The organism is Streptomyces lucensis JCM 4490, assembly GCF_014650035.1.
Classification (GTDB): domain Bacteria; phylum Actinomycetota; class Actinomycetes; order Streptomycetales; family Streptomycetaceae; genus Streptomyces; species Streptomyces lucensis.
This window is the reverse complement of record NZ_BMUE01000003.1, coordinates 436,153-459,983: the sequence shown is the minus strand read 5'-3', so window position 1 is coordinate 459,983 and position 23,831 is coordinate 436,153. Positions and strand designations below refer to the sequence as shown.

Genomic DNA, 23,831 nt, shown 5'->3' with positions numbered 1-23,831 from the left:
CAGGTGGGGGACGAAGAGGAAACCGGTGGCGTCCAGGCGGTGCGGGCGTGGGCCGGCATGGCGATCGGGCGGGCGAAGGCACTGCTGCCGGCCCCGGGCACCGTCGTCAGACCCACCCGCGCCCACGACGACTCCGTCACCGAACTCGAGGAGCTGTCACGCCTGTTGGACCACGATCCGCAGTTGCGCAGCTCGGTGACCCTGTGGCTCGGCGCCGCCCTCACCCTGCGGCATGTCGCCGGGGGCGGGACGCCCGGGGACCAGAAGCGGGCGCACGGTCTGCTGCGGGACGTACGGGACCCGGCGACGAGGACCGGATCCGCGGCCGGACCCGAGGACCGGCGGTGGGCCGCACTGTTCCTGCTGACGCACGCGATGCCGCTGCAGGAGATGCTGGGCGGGCTCCCGCCGGAGCCGGACGCGACCGCCATGTTCGACATGATCATGCAGAGGGGGGCGGAAGGGATGGCCGCCCTCGCTGCCGAGATGCAGGAGCTGGTGACCGATGCGGCCGAGCTCCCGCTGCCGCCGGAGACGCTGAGTCAGCTGAGGCAGGTGCGCGACCTTCATGCCCATCCCTCGCTCGACGGGGTGGCCGACCTGTTCACGAGCCTCATCCCCGACGGCCAGCCGGGCGCCGATCAGCTGCGGCAGATGGTGGCGGGCTGGCTGGCGCCGATGACCGGTCGCGCGGGCCCGGACAGCGGCTCGGGCCCGGTGCCCGGTGCCGGCCCGGACGAGAGCGGCGCACGCCCGGCCCCGGACGAGAGCGGCACACGTGCCGCCCCGGACCCTTCCGGCAAGGCCGGCGCCCCGGACCCCGTCGACGCGGACCCCGTCGGCGCCGACGCCCCGTTCGTGCCCCGCACTCCTGACGAATTCCGCCGGCTCGCCGCCGCGATGCAGGCCGCCAACACCACGTCCTTCGACTTCCTGGACAACGTCGGCGGCGGCGACCCCGCTGCCCTCAACCAGCAGCTCGGACGGCTGCGCGCCGCGCTGGACGGGCTGCCGGACGGCATGCCGGGCAGGGACGGCCTGGAAGGGCTGATGGCCCTGCTCCTGAACACGAGCGAGGGCGCGGGCGGCACCCTTCAGGACACGGCGCTGGGGCTCGCGCACGCAGACACGATCACCGACTACTTACGGCGCAGGTCGCAGAGCTCGATCCCGATGGCCGACAGCTTCGCGACCGCGGCGGACATGATGGGCCTGGTGATCGGCATCCGTGCGGCGGGGCAGGCCAGGGACGTGAAGCGGCTCCGCGACGACCTGGTGCCCCGGACCGAGGCCCTGGCCGACTCGGTCCCCGGGGACCACGACCTGCGTGCCGTGCTCCTCGTCGCACGCGCCATGGCCCGCCTCACGCTCGGCTGGCTCACCATGGAGCGGGAGCTGATCCTGAGCGGCCTCGCGGACTTCGACGACGCGAGGGCCGCCGCGGGGAGCAGCGGTCTCCCGTTCGGGGAGGAGCAGATGGCGGACCTGGTCCCGGACCTCGCGGCCCTGCGTTCCTGCGTCACCGACGACACGACGCACCTTCCGGACCGGGAGGTGCCGCCGCCGGACGCCACCGCCGAGCAGCTGTACTCGGCCGGGAACCGCCTCGGGCTGCGTTACAGCGTCACCCGCGACCCGGCGGACCTGGCGGCCTTGATCACGACGCTGGAACGGCTCCGCGAGCACGTCCGGCAGGGCCGGGCCCCGCGTGTCGCCGCCGAGTCCCTGTGGTCGCTCGCCGAGGCCTACCGTGCCCGCTGGCACCGGGAACGGAGCGAGTCCGACGTGGAGGCCGCCACCGCCGCGGCGAATGAGGCCCTGTCCGCGCTCGCCGCCGACGTCCTGCTGCAGCACGGCGCCGAACACCGCCTGACGACGGCCCGCAACGGCGCCCACCTCGGCGCACGGGCCGCCCTGTGGGCCGCCGCGCACGAGAGGGTGGACGACGCGGTCGCCGCCCTGGAACTGGGCCGGGCCCTGGTGCTGCAGGCGGCGGCCACCTCCCGGGCCGTACCGGACCTGCTGGAGGAACGCGGCCGTCCCGACCTCGCCGCCGCCTGGCGGGAGTCCGGCGCCGCCGACAGCACCGAGCTGCCCGCCGAGCTTCCCAGCACACTGCGCCGGCAGGCCCTGGAGGTGCTCGGCTACCGGGAGCGGGGAGGCCTGCTCGGCACCCCCACCCTGCGCGAACTGGCGGACGGCGTGGCCGAGGCCGGCGCGGACGCGCTGATCTACCTGGTCCCCGGCACCGACGGCGAGGCCCCGGGCATGGTGTTGGCCGTGGGTCCCGAGATCGGCATCGGCGTGGGCGCGCTGCCCATGCTCTCCGAGGAGGACAGCGGCCCCCTGGAGCGGTACCTGGACGCGGTCGCCCCCTCCACGGACGAGGACAGCGGTGACGTGCCGGCGGAAGGGGCCTGGGAGGAGGCCCTGTCCGGGCTCTGCGACTGGGCCTACGAGGTGTTCGCGCACGTCCTCGCCGGGCTGGAGGCACATCTCCCGGGCGACGCGGCCGACCGCCGCACGCCCCGGGTCGTCCTGGTCCCCTGCGGCCGCCTGGGCATCGTCCCCTGGCACGCGGCCCGGTTCCCGGCGGACGCCCCGTACGACTACCTCTGCCAGGCCCTGGTGATCAGCTATGCGGCCTCCGGCAGCCAGTTCCTGCGCACGGTGGGACGCGCGCCCCGCGATCCGGTCTCGGCCCCGGCGCTGGTGGCCGACCCGAGCCTGTCGCTGACGTATGCCGAGCTGGAGGTCCTGGAGCTGCGCAACGCCTTCTATCCGGGGGCGCGGCTGTACGGGGACTTCGGCAGCCTGCCGCCCGGATCGGTGCCGGCCGGCACACCCGGCCAGCTGCTTTCCCTGCTCGCCCAGGACCACTCGATGGTCCATCTGACCACGCACGGCAAGGCGGGGATACGGCCGACGGAGTCGGCCCTGCACCTCGCCGGCCCCGACGGCGGTGAGGAAGCCGGCCGGCTGACCGTGACCCAGCTCCTCGACCGGCCGCAGCCCGCCGGACAGGAGGACGGCCCGCTGATCGTCCTGAGCGCCTGCGAGACGGATCTGAGCACCCGCGACCACGACGAGGCCCTCACCCTGACCACGGCCTTCGTCTCGGGCGGCGCACGAGATGTCGTGGGGTCGCGGTGGACCGCCCAGGACGGCGCGTCCACGCTGCTGATGGCGGTCTTCCACCATCATCTGCGGGCCGGGCTCAGTCCCGTCGACGCACTGCGGGCCGCGCAGCTGTGGATGCTCGACCCGGACCGGAAGGATCCGGGCAGCCTGAGCGACGCGCTGCGACCGGACATCCGCCGCCCCGACCTCCAACGGCCCTCCGTCTGGGCCGCTTTCATCCATCAGGGCCATCCCGGCCCGGGAAGGAAGACCGTATGACCCCGGGTGAGGACAACGGGCCGAGGGTGCTCGGCCTCATCGAGGAACACCTCGACAGCATCCGCGCCCAGCTGACCGGCGAGCAGTACCAGTCGCTGCTCACCCGGCTGCGCGCGCTCGCCGGGACCCCGCCGGACGACTCCAGGGCCGTACGGCGGGCGTTCCAGGCGGTGCGGCTCTGCCTGGTGGCGCTGCCGTTCGACCATCCGGTCCGGGAGGCGCTGGACTCCGTCCGGCTCGCCGGTACGGCGACGGCCGGCCGGCCGGTGGTCCTGAGCACCCGGGACCTGCTGGCCCGGCTCGCCGCCGATCCGCCCCCGTCCCCGGACACCGCGGCCGTCATCGCCGCCGTCGAGCTCCGGCTGCTCCACGCGCCGACCCTCTCGACCACCGAGGTCCACTCCCGGTACCGCGGTGCGGCACCACCGCCCGAGCTGATCCGGTTCGCCGACCCGGACCTCGGCGACCGGTACCCGGAGTTCCAGTTCAGGCCCGGAGGCGGGGCACCGTACGAAGTCGTCCTGGAGGTCAACCGGGTGCTGCTCGCCGACGCGGACCCGTGGGGGGCCGCCGACTGGTGGCTGAGCGGCAACACATGGCTGGGCGGCGGACCGCCCGCCGCCCTCCTCGGCGTCCGGCCGGACAGCGAACTGGTGGGCGCGGCGATCGCGTTGGTGGAGGGCGACTGATGCGCGAGGAAACCGTGTCACCCTCCGTGTACCGCTTCCGGCCGCACTGGGAGGTGCTGCCGGCCGGCACCCAGCTGTGGCGGATGCACTCGTCCCGGTTCGCGGCCGGGGAGTTCAGGCCGTTCGCTCCGGACGACCGCGCGCCCGGCCGCTTCCACGGCACGGCGGAGGACCCGTACTCGTGTCTGTACGCGGCGACCGACCCGGAGACCGCTCTCGCCGAGACCCTGCTGCGGTCGGTCCCCTACGACCCGCGGACCAGCATGCGACTGGTCCTCTGGGCCCAGGTGCGGGGCAAGTCGCTGAGCGTGGTGCGGACCCGGTGCGAGCTGAGGCTGGTCTCGCTGTGCACCGGAGCGGCCCTGGCCGCCGTCTGCCAGGACCACGACCTGCTGGAGAGCGAGGGGGAGGAGCACTACCGGGGCACGCGGCGCTGGGCGCGGGAGATCCGGGCGCAGGCACCGCAGGCCATGGGGATGATCTGGGGATCGAAACGCAACCCGTCCCGGCGGGTCCTGGTGCTCTTCGGGGACCGCCTGGCCGGGCACGCGGACGGACCGCTGGAGGCACTGCCCTACCGCGGCATCCCGGACCTCGGCTCCCCGGACGGGATCAAGGAGGCCAACCAACTGCTGGAGCCCCTGCGTTCGGCGATCAGGGAACCACTGCACCGCTGAGCGCGGCGCCCCGCCCGCCGCCCGCTTGTCCCCCTGTGACAGGTGGTGTCATCGTTGACGGCATGGCACCACCGTCCCTCGACCACGCGTCGGTTCTCGCGGAGTTACAGGCGGTCCGGCGGGTGGGACTGCTGAGGCTGCGCGGCCGGGAACTGCCCGCGCTGGAAGCCGCCGCGTCCCGCTCGGCGACCGCGCGCACCCGCGAGGGCGCCGTGGAGGCGCTGCTCCGCCGCGCGGTGGAGCGGCTCGACGCGGGCACGCTGCGCACGGCCGCCGAGTACACGCTGGGCCTGGCCCAGGGCACCCGGGACTGGCCGGCGTCCTCCCGCCGGGCCCGTGCGGCCGAGGTGTACCGGGTGAGCGAGGAGCGCTTCCGCAAGCACCACGAGGTGATGGTGCTCGGGCAGGTGGCCGAGCACATCGTGGAACTGGCGGAGGGCGGCGGCGCGGAGCCGGGCGAGAGCGACGGGGAGGGCGGCACCCACCGGACCGTGGACGTCCTGGCGGGCGACCGGGCCGTACGCGTCACCGTGCACCTCCACCCCATCGACCTGCTGCGGGACGTGGACGTCGTGGTCTCCCCGGCGAACACGTACTTCGCGCTGCCGGAGCCGTACAAGTCGTCCGTCTCCGCCTCGCTGCGGCGCGCCGCATCGTCGCGCGGGGTGACCGGCGACCTGCTGGACGACCCGGTCCACGACGAGTTGCACAAGTGGACGGCCCGGCACGGCACTTCGGGGCGCCCGGTGGTACCGGGCACGGTCGTGGCGACCGGATCGGGAGCGCTGGCCGCCGGCGGCGTGCGGCGGATCTACCACGCGGCGGTGGCCGTGCCCCGGGCCGGCACCAACGACTACGACGTGCTGCCCGCCGACGTCACCCGCGCCACGTCGCGCGTGCTGGCGCTGCTGGCCGAGGAGCACCACCTGCACAACCCGCCGCTGCGCTCGGTCTGCTTCCCGCTGCTCGGTTCCGGGCGCGGCGGGCTCTCGTACCGGGCGAGCGCGGCAGCCGTGTGGTGCGCCGTCGAGGCGGAGCTGGCGCGCGGGGCGCGCTGGGACGTGCACTTCGTGGTGCGGGCCCCGGAGGCGGCCCGCACGGTGGAGCGGATCGCGGCCAGGACCCGCCCGGCGCGCGACCGGTCGGCGCCCGGCCGGTCCGGTTGACTTGAGGGGCGGGCCGCCCGGACGGGGTGCGCCGCGGGGGAGCCTTCCCCCCGGGCGGCTCGCACCCACCCGGAGTCACTGAACCGACGGGGTGTCAATTTACGCAAGGAGCGGGCGTGTTGGCGTCGATTTCACATACCGTGGCCGTATGACCAGGGGGATGGCTGAGTGGGCGCACGGCTGTGCGGGTCGCACAGTGACCTGGCCCGCCCCGGATACGTACGTACTCGTCGACGGTGTCCTGCTGCGCATGGTCCCCGAGCCGCCCGGCCTGCCGCCGGGAACGGCCGTCACCGTGCGCCACGACCCCGGACGGCAGCGGCTCGTGGCCCACGCCGACGATCCCCCGGCGGCCGCCGGATGAGCGTGCGGGGAATCGAGTTCGGAGCCGGGTACGAGGAACGGCAGCCCGTCGTCCTCCTCCTCGACACCTCCGCGTCCATGGGCCGCCCCGCGGAACACCCGCGCATCGACGAGCTGAACGGGGCCCTGACCCGCTGGTTCGACGGGGTCCGCGCGCAGGAGCGGCTGCGCACCCGGGTGGAGGTCTGCCTCATCACCTTCGCCTCGGCGGTACGCGTCTACGACCCCGGTCCGGGCCGCCTGGTCCACGCCGAACAGGCCGACCCCGACCGGCTCTTCGTGCCGGTGGACAGCATGCACCCGCCCACGCTGCGCGCCGAAGGCCTCACCCGGCTCACGGAAGCCGTGGACACGGCCCTCGAACTGGCCCGCACCCGCTACCGCACCCTGCAGCGCAGGCGGGTACCGGTCCGGCGCCCCTTCCTGTGGGTCCTGACGGACGGCGCACCGAGCGACGCACAGGGCCGCCCCCTGGACGCGACGGCCCTGGCGGGCACGGCGGGGCGGGTGCGCGAGGGCGAGAAGAAGGGGGAGTGGGTCTTCCAGGTGATCGGGGTGCGCGGCGCCGACCTGCCGATGCTCCGGGTGCTGGCCCCGAAGGCCACGTCCCCGCTGGAGAACCTCGACTTCGGCCGGATCCTCGACCTGCTCTTCCAGAGCACGGACGACAGCAGCCCGGACCAGGACGCGGATCTCATCCACCAGCAGGTCAACGACCGTGCCGCCCGGCTCGCGCGCATGGACAGACTGGAGAGGGACCTCCGATGATCATCGCGGGCGCCTCCGTCCAGGGCACCGCTCATCTGGCCACCGGGCAGGACTGCCAGGACGCGTTCAAGGCGGTCGACCTGGGCGACACGGCGGTACTCGCGGTGTCCGACGGCGCGGGCAGCCGCGACCGCAGCGCACTGGGCGCCCACATAGCGGTCGACGCGGCCTGCCGGCTGCTGGCGCACGACATACCGGACACCGGCGATGCCCCGGAGACGTGGACCCGGTGGACCGCCGGGCGGGGGAAGCGCGTGGTCGAGGAGTACCTGAGGGCGGCGGCAGGGGTCTTGGGGGCACCGGGTTCGCCGGATCCCGGCCCCCTGGCGGCCACCGTCGCCGCGGCGGTCGTACGCCCACCGTGGGTGGCCCTCGTCTCGCTGGGCGACTGCTTCGGCACGCTGCTGACCCGCGACGACCGCTGCCACCTGGTCCTTCCACCGCCCGCCACCACCTCCCCGGTCTTCCTGTCCTCGCCCGGCGCGGCGTTACGCGTCCGCACCTTCGTCGTCTGGGAACCGGAGTGCAGCGCAGTGGTCCTGGCCACCGACGGCTGCGCCGCCCTCACACTCGACCACCCCTCCGTCCGCCACCTTCCGCCGGAGGCGGGTCCCTTACCGGCGGAGCGCTTCTTCCTCGGCCTGGCCGCCACGCTCCGCGGGAACCAGGGGGACGCCGAGCCCCTCCGACGCCGGCTCGCCGGGCCGGAGGCCGCCCGTACCGGTGACGATCTGACCGTCCTGTGCGCTCTCGTCGAAGGGGGGTGACCGTGGGACTGACGGTGGTGTCCCGCAGCGGACACACATGGCGGCTCACCGAGCAGATCGGCAGTGGCTCGGAAGGGTTCGTGTACGGCGTCGACGACGCCCGCCCCCTGGTCGCGAAACTCGTCCCTGACCCACCCGACCCCGAGACCTACCGGCGCCGCGTGGCCCGCCTGGTGCGCCAGCGTCGCGAACCCCGCACCGTCGGTCTCCTCTCCGGCACACCCGTCCGGCTTGCCTGGCCGCTGGTGCCGGTACGCACGGCCGGCGGAACCGACGCGGACCGCGTCGACGGTTACGTGATGACCGACATGCGGCACGCCTACCAGCCGTTCGCCCACCTCCTCACCACCTCCGCCCGCCACGCCTTCCTGCCCCGGGCGACCTGGGCGACGGCCCTGCGCGCCGCCCTGGCCCTCGCCCGGCTGCTGGGCGACCTGCACGCCGAGGGCTATGTGGTCGGCGACCTCACGCCCGACAACCTCTGGGCCGACGAGACCGGCCGGGTCGGCATGGCGGACGTCGACTCCTGGCAGTTCACGGACGGCCGCGAGACCTTCCCGGGCCGGATGCGCACCCCGGGCTACACGGCACCCGAGCGGATCGGCGCCCCCGCCGGCACGCCACCGGACACCGCGTCCGACGACTTCGCCCTGGCCGTCCTGGTCCACCAGCTCCTCATGGCCGGCCTGCACCCCTTCGCCGGCCACCCGGCGGACGGCGGCGACTACCTGTCGTACGACGACAACGTGCTGCACGGCCGCTGCCGGCTCGCCGACCCCGCGTCGGTGCTGCTGCCCCGCTCCGTGCCCCCCGCCGACCTGCTGCCCAGGCGGCTCACGGAGCTGTTCCGCAGGGCGCTGGCGAACGCGCGCCGGCGTCCGACGGCGGCCGAGTGGGCGCAGGCGCTCGCGGCCGAACTGGCTCCCGGCCGGCTGAAGGTGTGCGCGACCGGCCCCCGCCACGTCCACACCGTGGAACGGCCGTGGTGCCCGTGGTGCGACCTGGCCGAGCAGGGAACGGACAGCTACCCCGGCCATCCGCAGGAGGAGCAGTGACGACCCACGTCTCCGTCGCCCGGACACTGGACCGCTGCACGGTCCTCGGCCCCGGCACCCGCGCGGTCATATGGGTACAGGGCTGCCCGCTGCGCTGCCAGGACTGCGTGGCCGCCGAGACCCTGCCCTTCGAGGGCGGCACCAGCCGGACGGTCGCCGGACTCGCCGACTGGCTGTGCCGGCTGGACGGCATCGAGGGCGTCACGTTCTCCGGCGGCGAGCCGTTCAGCCAGGCCGGGGCACTGGCCGAGCTGCTCGACGCGGTACGGGAGCGGCGCCCGGACTTCGGCGCGATGGCGTACTCCGGCTTCCGCCACGAGGCGCTGCGGCGCGGCACCCCGGACCGGCTCGCCCTGCTCGAGCGGCTCGACCTGCTGGTCGACGGGCCGTACCTCGCGGCCCGGCACGCCGTCCTGCGCTGGCGCGGTTCGGACAACCAGCGGCTGATCCCGCTCACCGACCGCTACCTGCGGGCCCTTGCCGAGCCGGACACGACCGCCGGGATCGAACTGTCGCTGGACTCCGACGGATCCCTCTCCTGGGCCGGCGTGCCACCGACCGCCGGATTCCGGAGAACGCTTGAGGACCGGCTCGCGGCGCGGGGGTTCGTGCTGCACACCGAGGCACGGAGGGAACGATGAGCGGATCACCGAAGTACAGCAGCGTCCGCGTCGGCGCGTTGTACGCCCAGCGGGAGGCGGCGGAGCGCCGGCGCCGGGAGGAGGAGCGCCGGGCCAGGGAACGCAGGCGGGCCGCCGAACGGGCCCGGCTGGCGCGGCAAGCGGCCGAGCGACGGGAGCGCGCCCGGGCCGAGGCGGAGCGGCGCCGGGCCCAAGTGGCTCGCAGGGAGGCCGAGTTGCAGGCCGGGCGGGCGGCCGAGCGCGACGCCCGGACGGTGAGTGCCCGGGCGGAGCAGGCCCGGGCCGACGAGCGCGGTCTGGACGAGGTGCGGGAGCTGATCGCCGAGGCCCAGCGGTCCGGGGCCGGGGCCGGCATCGGGTCACTGGAACGGCGGCTGGGCGAACTGCGGGAGCGCGCCGCCCGCGGTGAACGGCTCGGCGACGCGGTGGAGGAGCTGCGCGGCCGGGTGGTGGGCCTGCACCGGGAGGGGACCGGGAACCGTACGGAGGACTCCGCCACCGTTCTGGCCGGCCTGGAGCGCCGGTTCTCCGCCACCGGCCCGGACGGCGCCGCCCTCGACGCGGACGGCCACCGGCGCTGCTCCGACCTGCTCGACCAGCTGCGCGCGGCGGCCGGCCCGGGCGGTGAGGTCCGTTTCGAAGCCCTGCTCGGCACGGTCGAACACACACTCGTCCGGCATGCGGCGACGGTCGCCGGGGAGAGGGAGGCCGCCGAGCGGCGGGTCCTCGCTGAACAGGAGCGGCAGGCGGCGGAGGCGGCCGAGCTGGAGGCGGCCGAGGCGGCGGAGCTGGAGGCGGCCGAGGCGGCTCGGGCAGCCCTGGAACAGGACCTCGCCGAGGCCGCCGAGCGGCTCGACGTGGTCCGCCCGGCGGCCGAGGGGGTGAGGGACACCGCCGCCGATCTCGGCGATCCCGTCCTCGCCGACGAGATCGGGGACGCCCTGCGCGCCGTCACGGAGGCGCTGGCAGCGCGGACGGCGACCGAGGCCCTGCGGACGGTGGCCGAGCTGGAGGACCGGCTCCCCGACGCCGAACGACGGCTGGACGAACTGGAGCTGGCCTACCAGCGGCGCCGCGATCTGGTGGAGGCGCTTCAGGACGCCATGACCGGCGAGGGGTTCGCCTTCGAGGGCGGTGAGGACCAGGGCGGCAGTTTCCGGCTGCACTTCACACGGCCGGCCGGGGCGACGTACGAGACCACGGTGGGCACCGGGGACGACGGCGCACCCGTCCTCGTCTACCACGTGCAGGGCGAGCCGGACGTGATCCTGTCCGACCCCCGGGACGAGGCGGTGTGCGACACCACCGAGGCGCTGCTGGAGCGGGTGCACGAGGCGCTGGGCGGCGACGACGGCTTCGTACCGGGGGAGCTCACCTGGGACGGCAAGCCGCCGGGCCGGCGTGCCGAACCGCTGCCCCGCGAGACCTCCTGGAGGTGGACGGCTCCGTGAGCACCGCCGGCTTCACCAAGGGCGAGGACGGTGCGGGGCCCGTCACCGCCGACGGAATGATGCCCCTGTGGGCGGTGTCGCTCGGCTGGGAGCTGCGCCGCGGCCGTCAGGTGATCGTCAACGGGCAGATCCGGGACCGCTGGTGGTTCGAGGACCGGCCCGCCTCCTTCCGGGAGCTGGTCGCCGGGGTGCTGGAAGTGCGCGGCGCCGACGTGGTGGGCTGGTGGGACCCGGTGGCCGGGCTCACCTTCCCGTTGCCGGGCCACGCGGAGCGCTTCGCCCGGCTGGAGGCGAACCGGCCCCGTCCGGCCGACGGCGGCGCCGGCCGGGGCGCACCGGGCGACGACCGAGGGCAGGACGCCCCGCAGCAGGACGCCCGGCAGCAGGACGGCCGCGGGCAGGACGGCCGGCAGCAGGACGGCCGCGGGCAGGACGGCCGGCAGCAGGACACCTCGCGTGTCCGGCGCAGCACGGAGCGAGAGCGGGACCGGTCGCGCCTGCTCTCCCCGCGTGCCGCCGGCCCCCCGCGTGCCTTCGCCGACGTCGTCGCCACCGTGCACCGGCTCGTCGCCTCCCCCGACGCGGCCACTGCTTTCGTCTTCGAGGACGTCGACCACCAACTCCCGCCCGGCCAACCTGAGTCGAATGCGGGCTGGTTACGGCTGCGGGCCGCGATGACGGACGCCGTGACTCCCCGGCCGACCCTGGCGGGCCCTCGCCCGCACGCCCGCAACGCCGTTCTGTGCGCGGTGGGCGACATCGGCCGGCTGCCCGGCTGGTTCCATCTGGAGGACCCCCGGATCGCAACCCTGCACATCGGCCCGCCCGACCCGAGCGAGCGCCGTCTGTGGCTGACCTGGCTCCGTCGTGACTTCAACGGAGCCCCGGACGCCGCACGCCACGACATCGAGGCCCTGGTCGGTGCGACCGACGGCATGTCCGGCTGGGACATCGAAGCCCTCGCCCGGACATCGTGGCTGCGCGACGCGCCCCTGCGGAAACCGGACAAGCTGCTGGAACTGCACCGGCTCAACGTGAGTGTCGACCCGTGGACCCAGCTGGACCGGGAGACCGTCGCCCGCGCGGCCGGCGTCCTGGGCGCCCGGGTGGTCGGCCAGTCCAAGGCCGTCGACGCCGTGGCCGCCGCCCTCCAGGCGGCCTTCGTCGGCGTCGACTTCGGCGGCTCCGGCACCGCCCGCCCCCGGGGCGCGTTCTTCTTCGTCGGCCCCACAGGTGTCGGCAAGACGGAACTCGCCAAGGCCGTCGCCGAGTTGATGTTCGGCGATCAGAGCGCGTACGCGCGCTTCGACATGAGCGAGTACCAGCAGGAACACGCGGCCGAGCGGCTGGCGGGCGCGCCTCCCGGCTACATCGGCCATGAGCAGGGAGGCGAGCTGACCCGCCGGGTCCAGGAACGGCCTTTCAGCGTCCTGCTGTTCGACGAGATCGAGAAGGCGCACCCCCGGGTCCTGGACAAGTTCCTGCAGATCCTCGAGGACGGCCGCCTCACCGACGGCCGCGGCCAGACCGCGTACTTCTCCCAGTGCCTGATCATCTTCACCTCCAACACGGGCGCGGAGGCGGTCCAGGACCTCCTTGCCGCAAGCGGCGAGGAAGTGCCGCCCTCCGTCCTCGAAGCGCACTTCACCCGGGCCGTGGAGGAGAAGTTCCGCGCGATCGGGCGGCCGGAGATCTACGGCCGGCTCAAGCCGGGCGTCGTCGTCTTCGACATGCTGCGCCGCGAACACATCGTGAAGATCGCCGATCGGCTGCTGAGCCAGCTGACCGAGTCCGTCCGCGAACGCCACCAGGTCGAGCTGGTCCCCGACACGGACACCCTGCATCCCTGGATCACCGGACGGATGAGCGACCCGGAGCACCAGGCGTACGGGGGCCGGCAGATCCGCAACGAGCTGGAGCTGCCGCGGGCGGCCGTGGTCGCCCACTTCCTGGCCCACCGCCCCACCCCGGGCAGCCGGTTGCGGCTCGGTATCGACGCCGGCGGCACGCCCTGGGTCAGAACCGAGGAAGGGAACGGCTGAGCACATGCTCGGTATCGCCATCGGTGAACGTATCGCCCGCGTCGGCCGCTTCGGCCCGGAGGGCCGCCCGACCATGACGGTGACGAACCTGACCGGAGCGGACACGGCCGCCGACCCCGCGGCCGCGCTGACCGCGCTCCTCGCCGGAGCCGCGGGTGAGGAGGCGGTGCTCGGCCTGCCCGCGTCCACCGGCCGTGAGGCCGAGGCCGGTCTGCGCCGCGCCGCCGAGGACGCCGGCCTGCGCGTCGTCCGGGTCGTCCCGGAACCGGTCGCGGTGGCCCTGCACTACGGCGCGATCGCCGAGGGGGTGCACCGCACGGTCCTGGTGGTCGACCAGGCCGCGACCACCGTGGACCTGACCGTTCTCGCCATCACCCCGGACCTGACGGTGCGCGTGGTGACCACGCGCACCGAAGAACTGGCCGGCGACCACGCCCTCGCGGCGATGGCCCGGGTACTGACGGAGGCGGCCCCGGACGCCGTGCTTCTCTCCGGGGACCTGTACACCACGCCCGCCCGCCGCGCGGACGTCGAGAACCTGCCCGGGGCCCGGAGCCTGACGGTCCGCTGCACGGCACCGGAGCTGGCCGTCGTGCACGGCCTCCTGCTCCTGGAGGACTTCGGTCTCCTGCGCGTCGCCACGGGCCCCGCGGCGGCGACGCGGTTCCCGCTTCCCCTGGAGGACCCGGAACCGCGTACCTGGCCCACTCCTGTGGCGGATCCCGAACCGGGGTACTCGGCAGACGGCGACGGTCCGGAGGGGAGCGGGGCCGCGACGGACGAGGTCGGGTCGCGGGGGCATGAACACCCCCCGCCGTCCCGCGTCGGACCACCCACCGCGACCACCCGTCCCCTCCGCGCAACCACACCGGACCATGAAGCGGCACCGCGGCCGGATCACGATTTGCCACCGGCACCGGACCACGGACCGGCACCGCGGCCGGACCACGAACCGCCACCCGCACCGGACCACGGACCGGCACCACGGACCGATCACGGGCCGGCACCGCAGCGGGGCCGCGGACCGGCACCGCGGCCGGACCGCGCATCAGACCGCCGGCCGGCGCCCGAACCGGGCCACGATCCGGCCCCGCCCCCGGCTCCCCCGTCCGCCCCCGCCCTCCGCTCCGTCCCCGTGACGCAGCTCCAGGCCATCCGCCGGGACGACCACCTGCTCGTGCTCTGGGCCTGGCCCGACTCGGCCCTCACCGCGCGCGTCCGCTGGCGCCGCGAGGGCACCACCGCCGGCGGCGACGGCCCTCGCGACGGCGACATCCGCTGTCAGCGCCGGGTCTACGAACACGACGGCGGTCTCGACCTCCCGGTCGGCCGGTGCGCGGTCACACTCACCGTCGAGGCCCTGGTCCCCGACGCCGCCCTCGACACCGAGGGCGCCGCCTCCCTGCGCATCCCGGCCGAGCCGCCCATCGTCGAGTACGAACCGTCCCTGCGCCGCCGGCTCACCGGTGCCCGGACAGCGACCGTCACCTTCACCGCCCGGACCGGCTGCGACCTCCCCGCCCTCCGGATCGTCCACGGCCTCGGCCGCTACCGCCCCACCAGCACGGCCGACGGCACCGTGCTCCACGAGGTCCCCGCCCAGCGCCTCACCGCCGGGACCCCCCTCACCGTGACGTTCCCCCTGCCCGGCACCAGGGGCCCGTCCTGGCTCGTCTGCTTCCCCGTGGACGGCCCCGACCCCGAGCAGAACCCAGACATCGACATCCGCCCCACGGCGCTGCACCGGCTGCGAGTGACCTGAATGGCCAGACGACTCACCTGCCCCTACTGCTACGAGACCTTCGCCCCGCGAGAGATCCGCTTCCGCTGCAACAGCCGGCTCAGCCGCACCCGCAAACAGTGCGAGCGCCGCCGCGACCCGGTCCTCGACGAACGCTTCGGCCGGCGCCCCAGCCACGACGTGGGCCCGGACTTCGAGGCCGACGGGCGAAGGTCGACAGCGGTGTGCCCGGACTGCGACGGCGAGACCACCTACCGCATCTGCCCGGTCTGTCACGTCGAACTGCCGGTGCAGTTCGGGATGGTGGAGAACCGGCTGATCGCGATGGTGGGCGCGAGATCCTCCGGCAAGACGATCTACATGACCGTGCTGCTGCACGAGATGCGCAACCGGGTCGGCGAGGCCTACGGCGCCTCGCTGATGGGCCTGGACGACACCACCATGCGCCGCTACAGCTCGGAGTACGAAGACCGGCTCTACCGTGACCGGCAGATGTTCCCGCCCACGCAGACCGCGACGACCAACGCCAACCGGGTGGAACCGCTGGTGTTCCGGTTCGGTCTGCGCCGCAAGGGGCTGTTCGGGGAGCGGCCGCAGCACAGCGTGCTGTCGTTCTTCGACACGGCGGGGGAGGACTTCAACAGCCGGGAGAGCGTGGAGCTCAACACCCGCTACCTGACCAACGCGGACGGCATCATTCTGCTGCTCGACCCGCTGCAGATGCCGGGCGCCCGGGACAGCGCGGCACCCGGTACGGCGCTGCCCGGCACGGACGGCATCGACCCGCCGATCAACGTCCTGAGCCGGGTGAGCGGCATGCTGCTGGCCGCGAAGGGCGGCAAGGCGGCGAAGGCCGACACCCCGATAGCGGTCGTCTTCTCCAAGATGGACGCTTTCTGGCATCTGATGGACAAGGGCAGTCCACTGCGGTCGCACGCACCCGCGCGCGGCCGGTTCGACGTCGGCGACAGCCTCAGCGTCCACGAGGAGGTGCGCCAGCTGCTCAAGGAGTGGGACGGCGTGCCCATCGACCAGTCCCTGGAGAACACCTTCACCCGGTACCGCTACTTCGGTGTCTCCGCGCTGGGCCGCAGCGCCACACCCGAGGCCCGGGTCGCCGACACCGGCATCCAGCCCTACCGGGTCGCGGAACCGCTGCTGTGGCTGCTGAGCGAGTTCGGTGCGGTGCCGAAGGCGGGGCGCGGATGAGCGGCTTCCAGCAGCTCTACTACACCTCCTGCGAGCACGGCCTCAGCGGTTCCTCCGGCTTCCAGTTCAACGCCGTGAGCGAGCGGGTCTCGGCCGGGATCCGGCACCAGGTGGAGGGCCTGGCCGGGTACGAACCACCGCGCTCCCTGGTCGAGTCGGACACCCCCGAGCTGCTGGCCCGCTGCCCGGTGAACCTCTGCCACGCCCCGGGCGGGCGAAGCGGCGCCACCACGCTGTGCGTACGGTACGTGGGCCGGGACTCGGCACGCCGCTTCGGCAACTACTTCGCCCACGCGCTCCACACCGAGGGCGAGTTCACGCCGGACAGCGGCGGCCTGCTCGCGATCGAGCTGTGGGACTCCCCGCTGTGGACCGCGCGAGTCGCCGACACGACCGGCATCCCGGAGCTGCCCGCACCCCTGCCGCGCGGCCCGCTGTCCCCGCGCTCGGCACGCGCCTTCCTGCGCGCGCACCCGCACGCCGAGCAGCTGCCCGCCCTGCTCGCGGCGGTGTTCACGGCGCTCGCTCAGGACGGGTCGGTCGTGGTGATCGACGACACGACCGAGCGGATCGCCCACTGGTTCGCGACCGTCTGCTACCTCCTGCCACCCCCGCTGGCCCGCACCCTCTCCTTCGCCACCTACCTCTTCCGCCCCACCCGCAGCCGGCTGCACCTCATCGGCACGGTCCCCGAGGCGCACCCGGAGTTCGGCCCCGACGACGAGGAGTCGTACACCGTCTTCGACTTCTCCGCGGGCCGCTTCCCCGAGGTGGTGCCCACCCACCATCTGGTACGGCTGCTGACCCGGATCGGGGTCGGGTCGATCCGCTCGGTGTGGTCCTGGACGGCCGAGTACGCCCACGGCCAGGAGCGGACGCCGGGCGACTGGCACGCCCCGGTGGCGGCGGCCGCGGCGGCGGGCGGCACGGAGCTGACCGACGCCGACGTCCGCGCGGTGCTCGACTGGCTGTCCGGCGCCGAACACCTCGGAGCGCGCCGGGCGGCGGTGGCGGCGGACATCCACCACAAGCACCGGGACCTGGACGACGACCAGCTCTCGGTGCTGAGCGCGGCCGCCCGGGCGGGCGGCGACGCGGCGCTGCACCAGGAACTGGAGGGAGAACTCCACCAGTCACGGATCCGCGCCTACGTGACCGGCGTCGCGAACGCCCCGGGCCCCGTGCCGATCACCCGCCCCGCCGAGCGGGAGCGGGCCACCGCGCTGTGGCGGCGGCTGCTCGGCGAGGCCGCCGACAGCCGTCAGCGGGTACGTCTGCTGCTGTGGATGGCGGGCGCGCGGCTCACCCCGCCGCCGGAGCTGCTCGCGGCCCAGTGCCTGGACCTGGCCCGCACCCTCCTGGGCGCCTCCGGCGCGGGCCAGGGCCTGCGCGAGGAGGTCGCCCGCCTCGTCCACGGCCTCCCGGAGTTCAGAGCCGGGCTGGCCACGGCGGTACAGGAGGTGCTGAACGAGCGCGGCGGTCAGGAACAGCTGTTCGCCCAGTTCCCGGCCGAGTTGCTGGGCGAGCGGGACCTCGGTGGGCGGCCCCGGCTCCTCGAGTACTACTGGCGGGCGCAGGCCGAGCGGCAGCCCGGCCGCACGGTCGAGCTGCTGTTCAGGATCCTGGAGGTCCGCGGCCAGGACTCACCGGACGCGGAGCTGCTGCGGGGGCTGTGGCGGCAGCCGTCACCCGCCTGGACGTACCAGGACGCGACCGAGATCGCCCGCCGGCTGCCGCCCGGCCGGCCGGTCGACGAGGCGGTCGCCGAGTGGTTCGACCGCGCGGTCAAACAGGAGGTCAGGGACGAGCAGGGCCTACGGGACTGCCTGGTGCTGTGCGACGCGCTCACCGCGCCCGGCCGCTCCGCCTGGCTGAGGGCGGTCACCCGGGAGTGCGTGGAGACCGTTCTGCGGCTTGACGCGGCCCTGCGCGAGGCCACCGAGGCCACCGCGCTCGCCCGCGCGTTCCGCATCCCGCAGATCGGCGCCTGGTCGGCGCCCCGCGCACTGAAACGCTACCGGCTGCTCCCCGCCATGCTCCGGCTGCCCGCCGACCCGGCCCGGCTGCGCACCGAGATCGCGGAGTTCGGCTTCTCGCTGGCCGACGGCTACCTGCGTGCCGTGCAACGGGCCGCGGTGACCTCGGCCCGCGTCGACGAGGTGCTGCTGAGCCATGTCACCGGGGTGATCGCGGTCAACGCCGAACGGGTCGCACTGCCGCAGTCGCACCTGGAGATCGTCGGGACGCTGCGCCTGCACACCTCCCAGCACTGGCGGTCCGAGGATCTGGACCGCCTGGCCCGCGCGCTCCGCCCCTACGACGCACGGCTCGCCGACACCTATCAGGAGTGTGCCGAGAACCGCCTGGGCCGCGTGCAGAAGTGGAGCCGCAAGATCGGCCGGCGGCGGTCCCCGAACGACCCACGGCCGGAAGAGGCGTGAGCCCGCGATGGCCGACATCCTGATCTTCGTCCTCGTCCCCGCGGTCTACCTGGCCCTGCTCCTGCTCTACCTGGTCATCGCCCCGGCGATCGCGGCCCTGCGCGGGCTCGCCCTGGTCAGTGAACTGCTATGGCGTTACTTCCAGTTGCTCAACGGCGTGCTGCGCCTGCGCACCCCCGAGTTCGTCACCGTCCCGCCGTACCGCCCTGCCGACGAACTCGCACACCGCAACTACTTCTTCGGCCCAGCCACCCGGGATCTCCGCCAACTCCAGTCCCAGGGAAGGCGGTTGTACATCCGCACGGTCACCGACGCCTTCCGGCGGGTGACCGCACGCCAGTTCACCGCGCCCACCGTGCACCGCTCCGTGTCGGTCCCGTACGGCCTGACCCTCCACCTGGGCCTCGGCCTCGGCGCCGCCGCCGCGGTACCGGTACTCGGCCTGCTCCTCGGCGTGCAGGCCCTGGGCGTGGGGCTGCTGACGGCCGGCGCCCGGCTCACGGCGCTCGCGCTGCGGGCCACCGACCGCGCGGTGATGATCCTGCGCGGACTGCCCCGCGGCATGCTGTGCCCGAGCTGCTTCGAACGCGTCCCCTATCCCGCGTACGACTGCCCCCGCGCGACCTGCCGGCGACGGCACGCCGACATCCGCCCGGGCACGTTCGGCCTGTTCCGGCGCCGGTGCGCCTGCGGCGAGCGGATACCGACCCTGCTGATGCTGATGAGCCGCGACGCCCGACTGAGCGGCTACTGCGTGCACGAACACTGCGGCAGGCCGATGAACCCGGACGCCGGTCACATGCCCGAGCTGATCCTGCCGCTGATCGGCGGCCGGGCCGCGGGCAAGACACAGCTGATGGCCGCGATGGTGAAGATGCTGGAGGACTCGGCGGAGAACGGCGGGCCGCCGATCCGGCTCGCGGACCCCGAGTCGACCGCCAACCAGCGGGTGCTGAACGAGGTCCTGGAGATCCAGGGCCACACCCGACCCACCCAGAAGACGCTGCCCCGGGCCCATTCGTTCGTGCTCGGCAGTGGCCGCGCCGAGCGGCTGGTGCACGTCTTCGACACGGCCGGCGAGCGGTTCGTCAACCGGGAGGAGACCGACGCGCTGCGCTACGCACGGGAGGCCCGCACCTTCGTCTTCGTCCTGGACCCCATGGCCGTCGACGCGTTCTGGACCCGCCTGGACCCGCGGGGCCCGCAGGTCGACCGCACGCTGGGCTCGACGGTCGACCCGGAGGACGTCTTCTCGCGCTCCGTCCAGACCGTACGCACCATGGGCACCCGCCTCGCCAGGGCCCGGCTCGCCGTCGCCGTCACCAAGAGGGACCTGCTGGCGGGGCAGCCGGCACTGCTGCCCGACCGCCCGGAGGACGGTGACGCTGTCCGGGAGTGGCTGTGCGAGCGGCTGGGACTGCGCAACCTGGTGAAGACGATGGACCTGGAGTTCGGTGAGGTCCGGTTCTTCTGCACGTCGGCCGTCGCGGACCAGGAGGGGCGGGTGGACCCGAGCATCGGGGTGTTCGTCGAGTGGTGTCTGCGCGAGTGAGGTTCGCGGACACGTCCTACGCCGGCTCGCCGCCCGTTTCGCCGCCCGCCTGGCCGGGCGGCGCCACCAGGCCCAGCTGCTGGGCCCGCAGCACCGTGCCGACACGGTCGCGGGTGCCCAGCTTGCGGTAGATGTTCTCGACGTGCTTGTGCACGGTGCGCGCCGAGATGCCGAGACGGCGGCCGACGGCGTCGGCGGTGAGCGCCTCCGCGAGCAGCAGCAGGACGGTCGTCTCGCGCGGCGTCAGCGTGCTCTGGGCCGCCCGCTGGTCCGCCGCCGGGTCCGGGCCGAGCGTGCGCCGCCACTCCTCGAGCAGCCGCCGCTGCCGCTCCACCGCGGTCAGCAGCGGCTGGGTGCGCTCGGCCATGGCGAGCTGGTCGTCGGTGAAGTCGGTACCGGAGCGGTACACGAGGCACCCGGTGATGACAGGGGTCGTGCCGTCCGGCAGCGGTACCCCCAGCACGTGGTCGACGTCCAGGGCCTCGCCGAGGAGCCGCGCCGTCCGGCTGCCGGGCCATGCGCGACCCGCCGCCCGGCGGGCGGTGACCGGGGAGCGGCCGGACCTCGCCGTGTAGTGGCCGGCGAAGGGGAATCCCGCGCGCAGCAGCCGCAGATCCGCGTCCGTCAGCCGGTCCAGTGCCAGGGCGGCGGCGTCGGGCGCCGCGCCGATGCTTCCCCGGTGCTCGCTCCAGTCGTCCAGCTTGTGGATGACCGCGTCGCCCCCGCACAGCTCGGCCAGGGCGCCGGCGAGCATCGGCCACAGGCGCCCGGGCTCCCGTTCGTGCAGCGCCGCCACGGCGACGGCCGCCATGCGCTCGTAGGCCTTCTCCAGCCCCACGTCCCTCCCCGGTGCCTCGCGTCCCCGGTCCTCCCGGCCGGCGGCGTACGTACTTCTGCGCATACCCCCGGCGCCCCCGGCTGTCGCACACTTCAACCCGGCGATACCGGCCTGCCCGGACGATCGTCCGGTGGGCCGCCGGCACGGGGGAGCGGCGGCCCGCCTCCCTGTCCTGAAGGGTCCGGCACGACGACGCCCCCACGGCCTCGTGAGTCGGCGGCGGGGGCGTCGCGGTGCGGGGGCGCGAGGGGCGCCCGGTGTCAGGAACCGGCGCGGTCGGTGCGCTCGGCGTTCCTCTTCTTGATCCGCACCGCTTCCTTGCGGACCTCGGCCTGGGTGGCGCGCTCCTTCTCCAGCCACTCCGGCCGTTCCTGCTTGAGCGCCTCGATCTGCTCGGTGGTCAGCGGCTCGGTGACCCCGCCGCGCGCGAGACCGGCGATGGACACGCCGAGCTTCGCGGCGACCACCGGGCGCGGGTGGGGACCGTTCTGCCGCAGCTCGCGCAGCCACTCGGGCGGATCGGCCTGCAGCTCGTTCAGCTCGGCGCGCGAGACCACACCCTCCTGGAAGGAGGCGGGAGTGGCGGGGAGGTACACGCCCAGCTTCTTCGCCGCCGTCGCGGGCTTCATCGTCTGGGCGCTCTGCTGCGAACTCATGACGTCAAGGGTATCGGCCGCCTGCGGGCCGGCCGACCACGGCCGGTAACCTGGCCTGGTGACAGGCTCGGAGGAATCACCGTCGTTCCGGCTCGCGTACGTTCCCGGAGTGACGCCCGCCAAATGGGTGAAGGTCTGGAAGGAGCGCCTGCCCGGCGTCCCGCTCACCCTCGTCCAGGCACCCACCGCCGAGGCGGCCGGGCTGCTGCGCGCCGGGGAGGCCGACGCGGGCCTGGTACGGCTGCCCGTGGACCGCTCGTTCTTCAGCGCGATCCCCCTCTACACGGAGACCACGGTGGTGGTGGTCCCCAAGGACCACGTGATCACTGCGGCGGACGAGATCACCGTCGCCGACCTCGCCGACGAGGTGCTCCTCCACCCCCTCGACGACGTCTTCGACTGGGACAGCCCGCCCGGTGAGCCGGCCTTCGAGCGGCCCGCGACGACAGCCGACGCGATCGAACTCGTGGCGGCGAGCATCGGCCTCCTGGTCGTCCCGCAGTCCCTGGCCCGCCTGCACCACCGCCGGGACCTCACCTACCGCCCGGTCGTCGACGCCCCGCAGTCGGGAGTCGCCCTGTCCTGGCCGGAGGAGGCCACCACCGACCTGGTGGAGGAGTTCATCGGCATCGTCCGGGGCCGCACGGTCAACAGCACGCGGGGCCGTGCGCGGGCGACTGCCGGGGCCGAGCAGCAGGGCAAGCGGGCCGAGCAGGGTGGTGACCGGCCGAAGAAGCAGTCCGGGGCGAAGTCGGCGGGCTCGAAGTCGGCAGGACGGCCCGCGCGCGGCCGCTCGGGCTCGGGAGGCGCCAAGCCGGCCAAGCGGGGGAAACCGCGCAGGAGGTCGTGAGGCGCACGGCCCCGCTCAGGCGCCCGGCCGGACCTTGTCCCCGGCGCCGTCCTCCCCGGAGCTTCGCCGTACCGCGTCCACGGCCCTCTCCGGTTCCGGATGCGAGTGGCGTTCCCGCAGGTCGGCGACCGCCAGCAGCAGCGCGACCAGAATGATGCCCACAGCGGTGAGCAGCCCCAGCTGGATCGCCGTACCGGCGCGGCCGTGGTTGGCCAGGTGCGCGAAGTACACCGCGCCGACCACCGCGATACCGGCCGCCGAGCCGACGCGCTGACCCGTCTGCAGGACGCCGCCCGCCGCACCGGCACGGTGCACGGGGACCCGGGTGAGGGTCAGGGTCGTGTTCGGGGAGACCGTCAGACCGGAGCCGATGCCCCCGATGAGGAGTGGGAGCGCCGACGCCCACCCCACGCTCCGCCCGGGTGCCAGCTGGACCGCCGCGACCACCCCGAGCAGCCCCAGTGCCACCCCGCTCAGTCCGATGACGACCAGCTTGCGGCCGAAGCGCACCACCAGCCGGCCTCCCGCCGCCGCTCCGACCGCCGAGGCCGCCGCGAAGGGCAGGACCGTGAGGCCCGCCGCGAGCGCGCTGTATCCCACGCTGTTCTGCAGGTAGAGGGTGTATACGAAGAAGACCGTGGTGAAACCCGCGAAGTAGCTCAGGCTGATCAGGGCACCGAGGGTGAAGGAGCGCAGGGAGAACAGCGCCAGATCGACCAGCGGAGCGCCCCCGACCCGTCCCTGCCGTCTCTCCCAGGCCCAGAACGCGCCCAGCAGCAGCGCGGCCACCGGGAACAGCGCCCACTTCTCGCGCCCCGGCCACTGCTGCTCCTGCACCAGGGGAAGCATGAGCGCGAGCACCCCCGAGCCGAGGAGCAGCACCCCGAACAGGTCGAACTCCTCGCGCCTTCCCGCCGGTGCCGGGACGCGGGGCAGCAGCCGGAGCCCCGCCGCGAAGGCGGCCACGCCGATCGGCAGGTTGACGAAGAACACCCAGCGCCAGCCCTCGTCGGTCCCGACGGCGTCGATCAGCAGACCGCCCGCCAGCGGGCCCACCGCCGTCGACACGCCGATGACGCTGCCGAGCAGACCGAAGGCCTTGGCCCGCTCGGCACCCTGGAACATCTGCTGGATCAGGCCCGAGGTCTGCGGCGCGACCATGCCCGCCGCCGTGCCCTGGACCAGCCGGAACACCACCAGCCAGGAGGCACTGGGCGCCAGCCCGCACGCCGCCGAGGCCACCGTGAAGACGGCCAGCCCGAACAGGAAGGCCTGGCGCCGTCCCCGAATGTCGCCCAGCCGGCCCGCCGGGACAAGCGCGAGCCCGAAGGTGAGGGCGTACCCGGAGACCGCCCAGGACTGGGCCGCCTCCGAAGCCCCCAGCCCGCGCTCCATCGAGGGCAGCGCCACGTTCACGATCGAGGTGTCGAGCAGTGAGATGAAGCCCGCCGCCAGACAGACCCCGAGCGCCTTCCACCGCCGGTCGCCGGAGGCGGGCCGGGCTCGTTCTGTGGTCATGGGGTCAC

Annotated in this window: 19 protein-coding genes; 16 read left to right on the top strand and 3 right to left on the bottom strand. The window is 74.2% G+C overall.

Features of this window, described 5'->3' with window-relative positions; translation table 11 throughout:
- Positions 1–3 precede the first annotated feature (3 nt).
- The 15 genes from IE177_RS09970 to IE177_RS09900 all read left to right on the top strand — a co-directional run bounded on the left by IE177_RS09970 (position 4) and on the right by IE177_RS09900 (position 19,961).
- Complete coding sequence (locus IE177_RS09970) at positions 4–3,399, top strand: CHAT domain-containing protein (RefSeq protein WP_229815974.1); 3,396 nt, start codon at positions 4–6, stop codon at positions 3,397–3,399.
- The gene (locus tag IE177_RS09965) at positions 3,396–4,088 is read left to right on the top strand and encodes a hypothetical protein (RefSeq protein ID WP_190014835.1); all 693 of its coding nucleotides are present in this window, start codon (positions 3,396–3,398) and stop codon (positions 4,086–4,088) included. Before IE177_RS09970 ends, IE177_RS09965 begins: the two co-directional genes overlap by 4 nt.
- The gene (locus tag IE177_RS09960) at positions 4,088–4,765 is read left to right on the top strand and encodes an RES family NAD+ phosphorylase (RefSeq protein WP_190014834.1); all 678 of its coding nucleotides are present in this window, start codon (positions 4,088–4,090) and stop codon (positions 4,763–4,765) included. Before IE177_RS09965 ends, IE177_RS09960 begins: the two co-directional genes overlap by 1 nt.
- A 62-nt stretch (positions 4,766–4,827) precedes the next feature.
- Positions 4,828–5,931 carry a macro domain-containing protein gene (locus tag IE177_RS09955; protein ID WP_190014833.1) on the top strand — a complete coding sequence of 368 codons (1,104 nt, stop codon included), beginning with the start codon at positions 4,828–4,830 and terminating at the stop codon, positions 5,929–5,931.
- A gap of 148 nt (positions 5,932–6,079) precedes the next feature.
- Positions 6,080–6,295, top strand: a complete 216-nt coding sequence (locus IE177_RS09950; RefSeq protein WP_229815973.1) for a hypothetical protein — start codon at positions 6,080–6,082, stop codon at positions 6,293–6,295.
- A complete protein-coding gene (locus IE177_RS09945; RefSeq protein ID WP_190014832.1) occupies positions 6,292–7,062 on the top strand; it encodes a vWA domain-containing protein in 771 nt (256 codons plus the stop codon). The genes IE177_RS09950 and IE177_RS09945 overlap by 4 nt, the downstream gene beginning before the upstream one ends.
- Complete coding sequence (locus IE177_RS09940; protein WP_190014831.1) at positions 7,059–7,829, top strand: protein phosphatase 2C domain-containing protein; 771 nt, start codon at positions 7,059–7,061, stop codon at positions 7,827–7,829. Before IE177_RS09945 ends, IE177_RS09940 begins: the two co-directional genes overlap by 4 nt.
- A 2-nt stretch (positions 7,830–7,831) precedes the next feature.
- On the top strand, positions 7,832–8,884 hold the full coding sequence (locus IE177_RS09935; protein ID WP_229815972.1) for a protein kinase domain-containing protein: 1,053 nt from the start codon (positions 7,832–7,834) through the stop codon (positions 8,882–8,884).
- Positions 8,881–9,525, top strand: a complete 645-nt coding sequence (locus tag IE177_RS09930; RefSeq protein WP_190014829.1) for a 4Fe-4S single cluster domain-containing protein — start codon at positions 8,881–8,883, stop codon at positions 9,523–9,525. Before IE177_RS09935 ends, IE177_RS09930 begins: the two co-directional genes overlap by 4 nt.
- The gene (locus IE177_RS09925; RefSeq protein ID WP_190014828.1) at positions 9,522–10,976 is read left to right on the top strand and encodes a hypothetical protein; all 1,455 of its coding nucleotides are present in this window, start codon (positions 9,522–9,524) and stop codon (positions 10,974–10,976) included. The genes IE177_RS09930 and IE177_RS09925 overlap by 4 nt, the downstream gene beginning before the upstream one ends.
- Complete coding sequence (locus IE177_RS09920; protein WP_373305057.1) at positions 10,973–13,018, top strand: AAA family ATPase; 2,046 nt, start codon at positions 10,973–10,975, stop codon at positions 13,016–13,018. Before IE177_RS09925 ends, IE177_RS09920 begins: the two co-directional genes overlap by 4 nt.
- A 4-nt stretch (positions 13,019–13,022) precedes the next feature.
- A complete protein-coding gene (locus IE177_RS09915) occupies positions 13,023–14,780 on the top strand; it encodes an Hsp70 family protein (protein ID WP_190014827.1) in 1,758 nt (585 codons plus the stop codon).
- Complete coding sequence (locus IE177_RS09910; protein WP_190014826.1) at positions 14,781–15,968, top strand: TRAFAC clade GTPase domain-containing protein; 1,188 nt, start codon at positions 14,781–14,783, stop codon at positions 15,966–15,968. It abuts the gene before it with no gap.
- Positions 15,965–18,409, top strand: a complete 2,445-nt coding sequence (locus IE177_RS09905) for a GTPase-associated protein 1-related protein (RefSeq protein ID WP_190014825.1) — start codon at positions 15,965–15,967, stop codon at positions 18,407–18,409. The genes IE177_RS09910 and IE177_RS09905 overlap by 4 nt, the downstream gene beginning before the upstream one ends.
- A 7-nt stretch (positions 18,410–18,416) precedes the next feature.
- Complete coding sequence (locus tag IE177_RS09900; protein ID WP_190014824.1) at positions 18,417–19,961, top strand: TRAFAC clade GTPase domain-containing protein; 1,545 nt, start codon at positions 18,417–18,419, stop codon at positions 19,959–19,961.
- 16 nt (positions 19,962–19,977) lie between these two features.
- Here the strand turns inward: IE177_RS09900 and IE177_RS09895 are convergent, their stop codons facing one another.
- Together IE177_RS09895 and IE177_RS09890 are read right to left on the bottom strand one after the other, a co-directional pair.
- A complete protein-coding gene (locus IE177_RS09895) occupies positions 19,978–20,772 on the bottom strand; it encodes a helix-turn-helix transcriptional regulator (protein ID WP_190015103.1) in 795 nt (264 codons plus the stop codon).
- 287 nt (positions 20,773–21,059) lie between these two features.
- Positions 21,060–21,455 carry a DUF5997 family protein gene (locus IE177_RS09890; RefSeq protein ID WP_190014823.1) on the bottom strand — a complete coding sequence of 132 codons (396 nt, stop codon included), beginning with the start codon at positions 21,453–21,455 and terminating at the stop codon, positions 21,060–21,062.
- A 58-nt stretch (positions 21,456–21,513) separates the two neighbouring features.
- On the opposite strand from IE177_RS09890, the gene IE177_RS09885 reads away from it, so the two are divergent.
- On the top strand, positions 21,514–22,305 hold the full coding sequence (locus IE177_RS09885) for a LysR family substrate-binding domain-containing protein (RefSeq protein WP_190014822.1): 792 nt from the start codon (positions 21,514–21,516) through the stop codon (positions 22,303–22,305).
- 15 nt (positions 22,306–22,320) lie between these two features.
- Here IE177_RS09885 and IE177_RS09880 read toward each other — a convergent pair whose 3' ends face one another.
- The gene (locus tag IE177_RS09880) at positions 22,321–23,823 is read right to left on the bottom strand and encodes an MFS transporter (RefSeq protein WP_190014821.1); all 1,503 of its coding nucleotides are present in this window, start codon (positions 23,821–23,823) and stop codon (positions 22,321–22,323) included.
- Between the last annotated feature and the right edge of the window lie 8 nt (positions 23,824–23,831).

Excerpts from the sequence above, each read along its gene's own strand:
- IE177_RS09910 (WP_190014826.1), top strand. The coding sequence starts at position 14,781 with ATGGCCAGACGACTCACCTGCCCCTACTGCTACGAGACCTTCGCCCCG.
- IE177_RS09960 (WP_190014834.1), top strand. The coding sequence starts at position 4,088 with ATGCGCGAGGAAACCGTGTCACCCTCCGTGTACCGCTTCCGGCCGCAC.
- IE177_RS09945 (WP_190014832.1), top strand. The coding sequence starts at position 6,292 with ATGAGCGTGCGGGGAATCGAGTTCGGAGCCGGGTACGAGGAACGGCAG.
- IE177_RS09880 (WP_190014821.1), bottom strand. The coding sequence starts at position 23,823 with ATGACCACAGAACGAGCCCGGCCCGCCTCCGGCGACCGGCGGTGGAAG.
- IE177_RS09915 (WP_190014827.1), top strand. The coding sequence starts at position 13,023 with ATGCTCGGTATCGCCATCGGTGAACGTATCGCCCGCGTCGGCCGCTTC.
- IE177_RS09965 (WP_190014835.1), top strand. The coding sequence starts at position 3,396 with ATGACCCCGGGTGAGGACAACGGGCCGAGGGTGCTCGGCCTCATCGAG.
- IE177_RS09950 (WP_229815973.1), top strand. The coding sequence starts at position 6,080 with ATGACCAGGGGGATGGCTGAGTGGGCGCACGGCTGTGCGGGTCGCACA.
- IE177_RS09925 (WP_190014828.1), top strand. The coding sequence starts at position 9,522 with ATGAGCGGATCACCGAAGTACAGCAGCGTCCGCGTCGGCGCGTTGTAC.
- IE177_RS09890 (WP_190014823.1), bottom strand. The coding sequence starts at position 21,455 with ATGAGTTCGCAGCAGAGCGCCCAGACGATGAAGCCCGCGACGGCGGCG.
- IE177_RS09940 (WP_190014831.1), top strand. The coding sequence starts at position 7,059 with ATGATCATCGCGGGCGCCTCCGTCCAGGGCACCGCTCATCTGGCCACC.
- IE177_RS09905 (WP_190014825.1), top strand. The coding sequence starts at position 15,965 with ATGAGCGGCTTCCAGCAGCTCTACTACACCTCCTGCGAGCACGGCCTC.
- IE177_RS09895 (WP_190015103.1), bottom strand. The coding sequence starts at position 20,772 with ATGGCGGCCGTCGCCGTGGCGGCGCTGCACGAACGGGAGCCCGGGCGC.
- IE177_RS09955 (WP_190014833.1), top strand. The coding sequence starts at position 4,828 with ATGGCACCACCGTCCCTCGACCACGCGTCGGTTCTCGCGGAGTTACAG.
- IE177_RS09900 (WP_190014824.1), top strand. The coding sequence starts at position 18,417 with ATGGCCGACATCCTGATCTTCGTCCTCGTCCCCGCGGTCTACCTGGCC.